The following is a 12,035-nucleotide window of genomic DNA, read 5'->3' on the forward strand; positions in this document are numbered from 1 at the left end:
ATATATTATCTGAAATTAAATAATTCAGCTCAGGCCATACCTGAGCTGAACATTAAACTTACTTCAGCGTCGCTTTCACTACCGCAGACAGCGGCGTTGTTGGGCGACCAATCAGGCGGCTCAGCTGTTTTCCGTCATCAAACAAACCACCTTTGGATGCGCCAGTGTCTGAATCCGCAATAATCTGCGCAAAGACATCGGGTAGCCCAGCGGAAACCAGCGCGGCGGTGAACTCCGCTTCAGACAGGTTTTGATAACCGATATTTTTACCAGACTGCTTGCTAATCTCCGCCGCCAGTTCTGCCAGCGTGTAAGGCTCATCACCAGCCAGTTCGTAAACCTTGCCAGCCTGTCCTTCCTGCGTCAGCACCGCGACCGCAGCGGCAGCGAAATCTTCGCGCGTTGCTGAGGTAATTTTCCCCTCACCTGCGCTACCGATAAATACACCGTGTTCCAGCGCAGCAGGGATGCTGGCCGCGTAGTTTTCGGTATACCAGCCGTTGCGCAGCAAGACATGCGGTAAGCCAGACGATTTCAGAAGCGCTTCGGTCTGCTGATGCTCTGCTGCCAGCGCCAGAGGCGATTTATCCGCGTGTAACAGGCTGGTGTATGCGACCAGCTTAACTCCAGCTTTCACCGCCGCCTCTATGACGTTGCGGTGTTGCGCTGCACGCTGACCGACTTCGCTAGAAGAGATCAGCAGCACTTTATCCACACCTTGCAGCGCAGAAGCCAGCGCCTCAGGCTGATTGTAATCCGCCGCTTTCACCTGCACGCCAAGCGCCGACAGATCGGTAACTTTATTCACATCACGCACCAGCGCCACGATATCGTTCGCCGGAACCTTCTCTAACAGTTGTTTGATAACCAAACGGCCCAGTTGGCCGGATGCACCAGTAATAGCAATCATCTCAAGCTCCTTTTATTGACTGTCTTTTATTAACCGTCTTTTACTAACAAGAACTGGCTGGCATAATATCGGTAAAGCTAATTTTAAGTAAGTACATACATAAAGGTAAGTATAGTGAATCAATCCAAAACACCAGCAGATTTATTGCTACCCATTCTGCCAGCTGGTGATGTCTTTGCTGAGAAATGCCCTTCTCGCCAGATACTTAACCACGTTACCAGTCGCTGGGGCGTGCTGATTTTGATCGCATTACTTGATGATACGCATCGCTTCAGCCAGTTACGTCGACGGATTGGTGGCGTGAGCGAGCGCATGCTGGCGCAAACCCTGCAATGGTTGGAAGGTGATGGTTTTGTCCTGCGAACAGCCTATCCGGTTGTTCCGCCACATGTTGAATACAGCCTGACGCCATTAGGCAAAGAGGTTGGCGAGCGGGTAAAAGAGCTGGCGATATGGGTCGAAGGAAATCTGGACGACATTCTGGCAGCGCAGCAGTCCAGCGAGCAACAATCCATCAAACCATAATCAAACGATCATCTATAAAACAGTACGCTTCATGGACAGAGGGGCTTACTCAGGAAGAAGCCGTGCGCTCAGGTAGCAGGCGGGAAATATCAGAGAAAATGGCTTTCCAAGTCTCGTCATCGACCGCCATAAAGCCAAAATAGCGCAGCAGGAATGCCCCTTCGGATGCCAGAAACGCTAGCCGAGCATCTCGCCCTTCCTGAGAATTCAGATCAAGACCAGCCAACTGGCTGTCATACCACGCCTGCGATCTAGCAAGGTGCTCAGGCGTATTCAACAACGAGGCCATCATGCCCGCCGCCCGATCGCCTTCTGCGGCATCCGTCCGATAAGTGATGTCAACGTGCGCACGCACTCTGGCTTCCCGACTATCATCCGTACCGATGCACACGGCGGCCATCTCATCAAACTCATCTTCCCAGCGCTGATACATCGCGTGAATCAACTCATCTTTCGTCCCGAAGCACGACTGAATACCGCCTTTTGTCACGCCCGCAGCTTTAGCGACCGCATCGATCGTCAGCGCAGCGGTTCCCTGCGTGCGGACAATCTGCTCCGCCGCATCCAACACGCATGCACGATTAATGCTCTTATGACGCCCCATATCTTCCCCAATTTAAAATACGTTTGTATTTAAAAAGCAATTCTATATCATCAGAACGCTATCCAACAGATGAAAAATAGAAGTTCAAGGTAGAGATCCTGCTATGCAATCACCAAAGAAGTGGCTGATCCTGGCCATTGTTTCCAGCGCACTGTTCCTGATTGTTATCGACATGACGGTGCTGTACACCGCACTCCCAACACTGACTCACGACCTGCACGCCTCTGCATCGGACAAGCTGTGGATCGTTAATATCTATGCGCTGGTTGCCTCCGGTTTACTGCTGGGGATGGGCACGTTGGGCGATAAGCTGGGCCATAAACCTCTATTTATTTCCGGGCTGCTGGTCTTTGGTGCGGCGTCATTGTTTGCTGCTTATTCGCCCACACCCAGCATGCTTATCGCAGCTCGCGCTCTGCTGGCGGTTGGTGCGGCGATGATGATGCCCGCCACACTGTCGATTATTCGTCTGACATTTACTGATGAACGGGAGCGCGCACTGGCAATCGGTATCTGGGCTGCGGTGGCCTCCGGTGGCGCGGCGTTTGGCCCCGTGATGGGCGGGATACTGCTTGAGTACTTCTGGTGGGGATCGGTTTTCCTCATTAACGTACCGGTCGTTTTACTTGCGCTCATCATGGGAATCACCGTGATTCCACACCGGCCGGGCAATGCCTCCCACCGCTGGGATTTCATCGGTTCTCTATTAATCATGGTGGGTTTGATTGGTATCACCTATGCCATCAAAGAGCTGGGCAAGCGCGTTCCGTCTTATGAAGATGCGCTAATCGCTCTGCTCATCGGCGTGGCGTTCATTACCCTGTTCGTTCGGCGTCAGCGTAACAGCAAGCATCCCCTAGTCGATTTCTCTCTCTTCCGCCTGCGGCCTTTCAGCGCGGCCGTGGCCGCAGCTATCGTGGCAGCTGCCGCCTTGATCGGAATGGAGCTGGCTTTCACCCAGCGATTGCAGCTAGTCGTTGGGCTGTCTCCGCTAGAGGCGGGGTTGTTCATTTTACCGCTGTCGCTGGCGTTCTTTATCTCTGGCCCGTTAACCGGAAAGATACTGCCGCGCGTGAATAGCGGGACAATGCTAGCCGCTGGCCTGTTGATTTCGGGACTCGGGATGGGAAGCTATCTGCTGCTGCACAATGCATCCACCGTTATACAAATCATCAGCCTGACCGTTATTGGCGCAGGCGTGGGCTCCACCATGACGGCGGCATCCAGCACCATAATGCAGGTTGCGCCAGCGTCAAAAGCGGGTATGGCGGCGTCAATCGAAGAAGTGTCGTATGAATTAGGGGGCGCAACGGGCGTGACGTTGATGGGCAGTTTGCTGTCTTTCGCTTATTCCGCAACATTTATGCTGCCCGCTGGGTTTGCCGCACCGGATACCGCGTATGACAGTCTGGACGAGGCGTTAATTTTTGCCGAATCCTTACCGGAAAATATGCAGCAGATACTCACCACACAAGCCCATTCTGCCTTTGACTCCGGGTTTTCCATTGTGCTGGCCGCGGCCACGCTGATCCTGCTGCTGACCTCCGCGTTCGTTTGGGCAACGCGCCATAATAAACCGCATCGTCATCAAGCCGCTGATGTATAGCACCACCAACTCATCGGTTAAGACAGTAAAAATCCACCTGCGTAGCAGGTGGCATTGAATGCGCCCCATAGGGGCGTACTAAAATCCCTAAAAAGAAGTCTCTGTCAGTCCTGTTAAACTTAAATCAAAAGACAATAAGGCAGAGCCCAAACCAAGCCGATAACCACGTCCACAGGACGTGGTTTTTAGTTAGCAATAAAAAACGCCGTTCAATCACGAACGGCGTTGATGATTTAGCGACGTATTGCACTATAACGACGTACTGCAAGGTAACGATGTACTACCTGGAAACTTAGTAGGTTTCTTTACCGTATTGCAGTGAACGAGGTCCGTACAGCATGCCGCGTGAATTTCCCGCTGCCAGCAGGCGCGCGCTGGTCACGCCAGCAATATCGTGGCCTTTGTCAGAGATGGTGTGCGCAATCTGGTTTACCGCAGCCTGCACCAGAATACCGATGATACCGCCGTTAGCGTTTGATTGCTGCTCGTTGCTGGACGCTGTTGCGCTCCCGCTCCACAGCAATTTTCCGGTACGCAGATCAACCAGACGAGCATCCGCAGAAACGCGGGTTTCGCTATTAATCACGATGTATGACGTGCCGTACTCTTTTACGTCCAAATACAGCGCAGCATCAGCACCAAAGATTTGCTGCAACTTCGCCGTACTCAGCGCATGAATATCCGACGCCGTCACCAGACCATTCTGCTTGAATGTCTCTTCTACAACCGCGACAGGGAATACGTAGTATCCCGACTCCGCCAGTGGATACGTGACCTGAGAAAGCAGGCTATAGCTCGCTTTCACATCTGGGGAATGGTTAACCGGCGGCAATACCAGAATGGACTTAGGCTTGCTCTGCTTAAATGCGGTGTAATCATAAGGCACGGGTTTAGCACAGCCGGTCAGCACCAGCGCAAAAACCAGACCACATAATCCTAAGAAACGATTCATTTAATGCTCCCTTTATTTTTACTCAACAGGAAGTCCATAAAAGGTGCTGATTCAGGGAATTTCGCTTTTTCAGTTTCAAACTGTTGGCGAGCTTCACTATCACGGCCAGTATTGGCATACAGCAACCCAAGTTGAGCATAGAGTCCCGGCGGGACAGGTTTATTGGCGGCTTTGGCTTTTTCGATCGATTCATTCAAAGCAAGAATCTGCTGCTCTGGGCCGACTTTATCCTGTTGATAATAATCGTAAAGCGCAGGCTGATATTTATCCCAGCTGTAAATCGTTTTTGGCGCAGACGCACAGCCTGCTAATACTGTCGCTGCCAGTAGCAGGACAATTTTCTTATGAGATAACATGGTTATATTCCTATTCCATTAGTTCGCTGGGCGCCAGGCACCGCTTTCAATTCCCGTAACCAAATTATTAACAGCCTCACGAATCGCCAAATCCAGCACTTTGCCGTTCAGCGTAGAGTCATAGCTGGCCGTACCGCCGAAACCGATAATTTCACGGTTGGATAAGGTGTACTCGCCCGCACCCTGTACGGAATACACCACTTCAGACGTTTGTACGTTCACCACATTTAACGTGGTTTTTGCGTAAGCAACCTGTGTTTTACCGCGACCCAAGATGCCCCACAGTTGATGGTCACCCACCTCTTTGCGGCCAAACTCGGTCACATCGCCGGTAATAACATAGCTAGCGCCTTTCAGCGTCTGCGTTTGTCCTTTAATACCCGCTTCCGCTTTCAGCTCTTCCATGTTGGTACGATCCAACACATTAAAGCGGCCGCTCTGCTGAAGATGGCTAACAAGAATGGTTTTGGATTGATTACCTAAACGGTCAACACCATCAGAAAAAATACCGTTCATGTAGTTAGAGCGGTTTTCAAATTTTCCGATGGAAATCGGGCTGCGAACACCCTGATAAGGCGTACTGTAAGAAGTGACTTTTTGTGCTTCTACGGTACGGGAAGACTCTGTGGCACATCCGCTCAATAATGCAGCTGACATGAATACAGAACAAAGAACGACTTTTTTATTCATAACACTATCCCTTAGTGACAATCCACTAACCTGAGCAAAGCCCTGTTATTGATTCATAATGAAAATGCCGTAAACACGTTATTTAGCTGCAACATTGTTTTGATGCAACAGTGTTTTTCTGCATATAAATAGCGCCAAGCATTATGAGGGGCGTAAGTAAAAGTAACGAGTTATTTCATCAAAAATAATGAAAACCAGAATTTTTACCCGGGATAAATCACTGTAAACCAGACAAAAAACAAGGTTATATTCAACCAGACCATTACTTTCGCATAACATTACAACCTACTGAAACGATTCAATAATTTTATTAGTAACACGCGTGAGATTTAACATTAACCGACTTTTTACCTGCTCTATATCAAGGTCAGGGTGTTATCCAGCTATTAGGATAAAGGCCACGATCGAGGGATCCAGAGTGGGAAAAGGTAATGAACCGATTTGTTATTGCCAGTACTCAAGACTGTATGGGGTGCCATGCATGCGAAATCGCCTGTGTCATTTCACACAATGACGAGCGCTATCCAGATAGTGCCGCGGTGTTTCAGCCCAGAATAAAGGCATTCAATACGCCAACGCTGCGGGCTGCCGTAACCTGCCGTCACTGTGAAGATGCCCCCTGCGCCAGCGTATGCCCAACGCAGGCCTTGATCAGAAAAGACAATAGCATTCAGCTCGTTCAGGAAAAGTGCATCGGCTGCAAAAGCTGTGTACTGGCTTGCCCGTTCGGCGCGATGTCCATGGTGACAAGCTCGGTAGACAACAGCGCCATCGCCCACAAATGCGATCTCTGTGCCGATCGTCCAGAAGGGCAAGCGTGCGTAGAAGCTTGCCCGACTCAGGCCTTGCAGCTCGTCAGCGAGCAAACGTTAGCAGCCCGTCGTCAGGAAAAACAGCAGGCGATGGCGCTGCGTTCCTCCGCTCACTGGCAGCGTGAAACGCCCGTGCTGAACGCGCAGACAACCCATCCGCTCAGCAAAAGAAAAAACTGGCCGCGCCGGGACGCCGAGAAAAAGCCGCTGACCCAGAGAACCTCCACGTTTGATGAAATCTATCATGGCTTCTCCGTGCAGCAGACGGAAGATCAGGCTGACCGCTGCATTTCTTGCGGCAAACGCGCGATCTGCGAGTGGACCTGCCCGCTACATAACAATATTCCCGAGCTGCTGAGTCTGGCCAAACAGGGGCGCATTCTTGAAGCCGTAGAACTGTCGCACCAAACCAGCAGCCTGCCGGAAATCTGTGGCCGAGTGTGCCCGCAGGATCGGCTATGTGAAGGCGCCTGTACGCTGGGCAAGGAGTATGGTGCGATTACCATCGGTAACGTTGAGCGTTACATTACCGATACCGCGATAAAAATGGGCTGGTCGCCCGATATGACGCATGTTGTTCCCAGTGGCAAACGCGCGGCGATCGTCGGTGCTGGTCCTGCTGGGCTAGCCTGTGCCGATGTGCTAGCCCGCAACGGTGTGCAGGCCGTGGTGTTCGATCGTCACCCGGAAATTGGTGGCTTGCTCACGTTCGGGATTCCGTCATTCAAGCTGGATAAAGACGTCCTGGTTCATCGGCGTGAAGTATTCAGCGCCATGGGCATCGAATTCCAACTGAATACCGAAGTGGGGAAAGATATTTCTCTGGCTCAGTTGCTGGACGACTATGACACCGTTTTCCTCGGCGTAGGCACCTACCGCTCCATGAAGGCCAACATTGATAATGAAGAGGCTCCCGGCGTCTTCGATGCGCTTCCGTTCCTGATCGCCAATACCAAACACGTCATGGGGCTACCTGAATTAGACGATGAACCTTATATCTCGATGGCGGGCAAACGCGTCGTGGTGCTCGGCGGTGGGGATACCGCGATGGACTGCCTGCGCACGTCCGTTCGGCAGGGTGCAGTATCCGTCACCTGCGCGTATCGTCGTGATGAAGCCAATATGCCCGGCTCGAAAAAAGAGGTGAAAAACTCCCGCGAAGAGGGCGTGGAATTCCTGTTTAACGTTCAGCCACAAAAAATCTGCCTCAATGAACAGGGCGAAGTATGCGGCATTAGTCTGGTTCGCACCGAACTGGGCGAGCCTGACGCCAGCGGCCGTCGTCGCCCGCGCCCTATTCCTGATTCAGAATTCGTGCAGCCCGCGGACGCAGTAATAACCGCATTTGGCTTTCAGTCACACAACATGCCGTGGCTGGAAGACGCCGACGTCGGTCTGGATAACTGGGGATACATCACAGCCCCGCTTGATAGTCAGATACCTTGCCAGACCAACCATCCGCGTATTTTTGCCGGTGGTGATGCCGTTCGCGGTGCCGATCTGGTCGTGACCGCCATTGCCGACGGGCGCAAAGCCGCATTGGGAATGATTGCGACAATGGGGCTGACCGCCGCCACGGGAGCCATTCCCGCACACCCGCAGCGCCCCGAAATGAACGCAACCCGCGAGGAGCTCCGCTCATGAATCAATTTGTTATCGCCGAAGCAGAAAAATGTATCGGCTGCCGGACCTGTGAGATCGCCTGCGCGGTAGCCCATAGCGGTGGCCAAAGCGCACAGTTGCGGCCTTCGCACTTCTTTCCCCGCCTGAAGGTCGTTAAAAGCGCCAGCGTCAGCGTCCCCGTACTATGCCGCCAGTGCGAGAATGCGCCCTGTGCCAGCGTATGTCCGAATGACGCGCTGGTGCGCGATCGGGATAGCATTCAGGTTATTCAGTCCCGCTGTATCGGCTGCAAAAGCTGCGTCGTCGCCTGTCCTTTCGGGGCCATCAATGTGGTGACAAAAGCATCGAATGACGAAGGGGAAACACACCTCACGCAAAGCGAGGTTCACAAATGTGATTTATGCGTGGATGTCGCCCAGAGCCCTTCCTGCGTCAGTGTGTGTCCAACATCGGCGCTGCGATTAGTAACAGCAGATGAGTTGCGCAAACAGACGCTGGAAAAACAGCGGCGTTCCGCACTGGGGTGGCCGAGCCATTAGAACAGACTGGAAGGTGGCGGACAGGGAAGGATCGCCACAAAACACACGATGCAGAAAATTCGGTGTGCCTAATTAATAATTATCGCCGATTTATCCATCGATTTTTCTTTAGATCATATATTAGTCTGATAATATGCATCGGTAATGCCTGATAGGTTCCCATCTTTTATCACGATCACGGAGTGAACAATGACCTGCCATTTTGTCAGGTGGACAAGCACGGAAGCGCTTCCTGACTTACAAAGACTGCCCGATAGGCTTATCTCATCAACACAGGGTTTTTCAGCCAAACGCCGCGAGCGTTATCTGAAAAGTCGAGTGCTGCTGGCTGAGATGATGTTCTATTTTTTCGGCTATCCGCTGTTGCCTACGCTACTCGTGTCCCCTGAAGGACGCCCTTATTTTGCCGATCCCAATATGCCCAATTTCAGCATCGGCTATGCAGGCAATACTATCGCCATCCTCCTGAGCGAAGAAGGCAGCGTCGGTATGGATATCGAAATCGTTCATGTCAGGCCAACGAATCAGGTCGTCCCACAGATGCAGGCGCAGACACAGGCCGAACAGGCGTGGATCGACGCACAGCGCGATCCGCTGGAAGCAGCAACGCAGCTATGCACCATCCGCCAGTCATTGATGAAGATCCCTGGCGTGAACAGCCACCCTCCCAATAACCTGAAACTTCACCCCGCCTCTGGCAGGCTGCGTTCAACCTGCACCCCCGCCGTAGAAGTGATGAGCGATGTTGATGATTACCTTGCCTGGGCCTGTGCCCATATCCCCACACTTAACCGCTTGATCATGTGGAAATACACGTCGGCAACGGGCATGAGAAAGTCGGGGGAAATACTACAGCAGCAGCGCCAGTCTTTACGCTATATGAAATTAACCAGCCATACGATAGAAAAAGCCACCTCTACCGCCTCGCAGTAGCCAGCCGCCTTGTCGCAGGCTGAGGCTCCGGGAAAGCCCCGGAGCCACGAACACATTAATGCCCGTCGATAAACACAATTTTCAGCAGGAACAGCAGCGCAACCACGACCACGCAAGGGCTGATTTCACGCCAGCGACCCGTCGCCAACTTCATCACACAGTAAGAAATGAAGCCCAGCGCGATCCCTTCAGTAATAGAGAAGCTGAACGGCATCATCACCGCGGTAATAAAGGCCGGAACGGCTTCCGTCAAGTCATCCCACTTCACGCGCGCCAGGCTGGACGTCATCAATACGCCCACGTAAATCAGTGCGCCAGCGGCCGCATAGGCAGGCACCATCCCCGCCAACGGCGACAGGAAGATCACCAGCAGGAACAGCAAACCCACAACTACGGCGGTCAGGCCGGTACGTCCGCCCACGGACACGCCAGAAGAGCTTTCGATATATGCAGTAACGGATGACGTTCCGATAAACGAACCGGCTACAGAGCTGATGCTATCGACATACAGCGCCTGCTTCATGCGCGGGAACTTACCGCGAGCATCAACCAGACCGGCTTTATCCGTCACGCCAATCAGCGTACCGGAGGAGTCAAACAGGTTAACCAGCATAAAGGAGAAAATAATGCCGGACATCCCGAGGTTCAGCGCCCCAGCCAGATCAACCTGACCCACCACCGACATGACGCTCGGCGGCATGGAGAACACGCCAGAATACGTCACATCGCCCAGCAGCAGGCCAATTGAGGTGGTCACCACGATGGAGATCAGTACCGCGGCGTGAATATTACGTGAAGCCAGCGCCACAATAATGAAAAAGCCCAGAGCGCCCAGCAGCACGCTGTGTGACGTCAAGTTACCAATCGTCACCAGTGTTTCAGGATTAGGAACGATAATGCCAGCGTTTTTCAGGCCCATCATGGCAATGAACAGACCGATACCGCTGGCGATCCCCAAACGTAGGCTGAGCGGGATATTGGCGATCATCCAATAGCGAATCTGGAAGATGGTCAGCAACAGGAAACCGATTGCGCCCCAGAAAATAGCACCCATCGCAACCTGCCATGGCAGGCCCATCGCGCCGACGACGACAAAAGCGAAAAACGCATTCAGCCCCATTGCTGGTGCCAGCGCCACAGGCAAGTTAGCCAGCAGCCCCATCAAAATGCTGCCGAATGCCGCAATCAGACAGGTGGTCACAAAGACCGCTTTGGTATCCATCCCCGCCACACCCAGAATCTGCGGGTTAACAAAAACGATGTAGACCATCGTCAAAAACGTCGTGAAACCGGCAATCGTTTCCGTACGTGCTGTCGTACCGTGTTGTTTAAGTTTAAACACGCGCTCCAGCAGGCCCTGCTCGGTAGCAAGACCGGGTTGTGATTTATTCATTAGTAACAATCCAAAGAAGGGAATAACTGTCGTCGGGTATCCTATAACAAAACGCTGCGTTTTTACGTTGATCCCACGTTTTTTTTCATCGAATAAGAAGAACCTATTAACGTCATGGCTATTACGCCGCACGCCCTCGGTTGAAACCCCTTAATTTTATGCAAGATCGCTCTGAAAATGGCTTTGTAGGTCGCAATATCGGGTCAATTGGTTAAAGTAGGAGCTTCATCTTTTATTTCATCGATAAGGATTGGTCATGCCCCGTATTGAATGCGTCTTCTTCGACTGTGATGGCACGCTGGTTGATAGCGAAGTGCTGTGTTGCCAGGCTTATGTGAATATCTTCATCCCGTATGGGGTGAACTTATCGCTGGAGGAGGTGATAAAAACCTACAAGGGCGTGAAGCTATACGAGATTATTGCCCGCATCAGCCAGCAGCATGGCTTAACCGTGTCGGTAGAAGATGCAGAGCGTCATTTCCGGCAAGAGGTGAAACGTCTGTTCGATGAGTTCCTGCAACCTATCGAGGGCGCACGTGAGTTAGTGCAATCGATTACCGTCCCGATGGCCGTGGTGTCCAACGGTCCGGTCAGCAAGATGCACCATTCGCTCGGCCTGACGCACATGCTCGATCTGTTTGGCGACCATCTCTACAGCGGCTACGATCTGAAAAAATGGAAGCCCGATCCGGCCGTGCTGTATCACGCTGCCGAGCAGTTACAGCTTCCCATCGAACACTGCATTCTGGTTGAAGATTCCGCCGCTGGTGTACAGGCAGGCATCGCCGCGGGCATTCCTGTGTTCTATTACTGCGCCGATCCCCATAACCAGCCGATCCATCACCCACTGGTCACGATGTTCGATGACATGCGCGAACTGCCGCAAATCTGGCGCGAAAAAGGCTGGAACATCACTGCGTAGTAGCAGCCATTAAGACTTATGTCAGACCGTCGGCAAATCTATTTATGGAACGAAAACGGTGGTAATGGAATAGAAGAGTAAAGCGTTTGCGCCATGAATGGCGCAAGCCGAGCGTACACGGACGTATTCACAGCGTCTTTACGATCTATCCATCACCACCGCACGACGCA

12 protein-coding genes are annotated in these 12,035 nt (G+C 52.4%); 6 read left to right on the forward strand and 6 right to left on the reverse strand.

Features of this window, described 5'->3' with window-relative positions; genetic code table 11:
• Nucleotides 1–58 precede the first annotated feature (58 nt).
• Nucleotides 59–910: an SDR family oxidoreductase gene (locus EIP93_RS22335; protein WP_040032822.1), complete on the reverse strand. Its 852-nt coding sequence runs from the start codon at nt 908–910 to the stop codon at nt 59–61.
• Nucleotides 911–1,024: 114 nt separating this feature from the next.
• Between EIP93_RS22335 and EIP93_RS22340 the strand changes: the two genes are divergently transcribed.
• Nucleotides 1,025–1,435 (forward strand): winged helix-turn-helix transcriptional regulator, encoded by a 411-nt coding sequence (locus tag EIP93_RS22340; protein ID WP_103862408.1) that lies wholly within the window; start codon nt 1,025–1,027, stop codon nt 1,433–1,435.
• Between the two features lie 49 nt (nt 1,436–1,484).
• Here EIP93_RS22340 and EIP93_RS22345 read toward each other — a convergent pair whose 3' ends face one another.
• Nucleotides 1,485–2,039, reverse strand: coding sequence for a TetR/AcrR family transcriptional regulator (locus EIP93_RS22345; protein WP_103943265.1), 555 nt, complete (start codon nt 2,037–2,039; stop codon nt 1,485–1,487).
• A 103-nt stretch (nt 2,040–2,142) separates the two neighbouring features.
• Between EIP93_RS22345 and EIP93_RS22350 the strand changes: the two genes are divergently transcribed.
• The gene (locus tag EIP93_RS22350) at nt 2,143–3,645 is read left to right on the forward strand and encodes an MFS transporter (RefSeq protein WP_125233292.1); all 1,503 of its coding nucleotides are present in this window, start codon (nt 2,143–2,145) and stop codon (nt 3,643–3,645) included.
• A gap of 292 nt (nt 3,646–3,937) precedes the next feature.
• On the opposite strand, the gene EIP93_RS22355 is transcribed toward EIP93_RS22350, so the two are convergent.
• Genes EIP93_RS22355 through EIP93_RS22365 form a run of 3 tightly spaced genes read right to left on the reverse strand, consistent with a single transcriptional unit; the run spans nt 3,938 to nt 5,643 of the window.
• Nucleotides 3,938–4,597, reverse strand: coding sequence for a DUF799 domain-containing protein (locus EIP93_RS22355; protein ID WP_039514235.1), 660 nt, complete (start codon nt 4,595–4,597; stop codon nt 3,938–3,940).
• Nucleotides 4,594–4,953 (reverse strand): DUF4810 domain-containing protein, encoded by a 360-nt coding sequence (locus tag EIP93_RS22360; protein WP_040032829.1) that lies wholly within the window; start codon nt 4,951–4,953, stop codon nt 4,594–4,596. Before EIP93_RS22360 ends, EIP93_RS22355 begins: the two co-directional genes overlap by 4 nt.
• Before the next feature lie 18 nt (nt 4,954–4,971).
• Complete coding sequence (locus tag EIP93_RS22365; protein ID WP_039488062.1) at nt 4,972–5,643, reverse strand: CsgG/HfaB family protein; 672 nt, start codon at nt 5,641–5,643, stop codon at nt 4,972–4,974.
• A gap of 431 nt (nt 5,644–6,074) precedes the next feature.
• On the opposite strand from EIP93_RS22365, the gene aegA reads away from it, so the two are divergent.
• The 3 genes from aegA to EIP93_RS22380 all read left to right on the forward strand — a co-directional run bounded on the left by aegA (nt 6,075) and on the right by EIP93_RS22380 (nt 9,550).
• Complete coding sequence (gene aegA, locus EIP93_RS22370) at nt 6,075–8,099, forward strand: formate-dependent uric acid utilization protein AegA (RefSeq protein ID WP_125233293.1); 2,025 nt, start codon at nt 6,075–6,077, stop codon at nt 8,097–8,099.
• Nucleotides 8,096–8,617 (forward strand): 4Fe-4S dicluster domain-containing protein, encoded by a 522-nt coding sequence (locus EIP93_RS22375; protein ID WP_103862412.1) that lies wholly within the window; start codon nt 8,096–8,098, stop codon nt 8,615–8,617. The genes aegA and EIP93_RS22375 overlap by 4 nt, the downstream gene beginning before the upstream one ends.
• 189 nt (nt 8,618–8,806) lie before the next feature.
• Nucleotides 8,807–9,550 carry a 4'-phosphopantetheinyl transferase family protein gene (locus EIP93_RS22380; protein ID WP_095701054.1) on the forward strand — a complete coding sequence of 248 codons (744 nt, stop codon included), beginning with the start codon at nt 8,807–8,809 and terminating at the stop codon, nt 9,548–9,550.
• Nucleotides 9,551–9,605: 55 nt separating this feature from the next.
• On the opposite strand, the gene EIP93_RS22385 is transcribed toward EIP93_RS22380, so the two are convergent.
• Nucleotides 9,606–10,943: an NCS2 family permease gene (locus EIP93_RS22385; RefSeq protein WP_039487851.1), complete on the reverse strand. Its 1,338-nt coding sequence runs from the start codon at nt 10,941–10,943 to the stop codon at nt 9,606–9,608.
• Between the two features lie 256 nt (nt 10,944–11,199).
• Here EIP93_RS22385 and yieH point away from each other — a divergent pair, with 256 nt between their 5' ends.
• On the forward strand, nt 11,200–11,865 hold the full coding sequence (yieH, locus tag EIP93_RS22390; protein WP_125233294.1) for a 6-phosphogluconate phosphatase: 666 nt from the start codon (nt 11,200–11,202) through the stop codon (nt 11,863–11,865).
• The last annotated feature ends 170 nt before the right edge of the window (nt 11,866–12,035 follow it).

The organism is Pectobacterium versatile (assembly GCF_003932035.1).
GTDB lineage: Bacteria > Pseudomonadota > Gammaproteobacteria > Enterobacterales > Enterobacteriaceae > Pectobacterium > Pectobacterium versatile.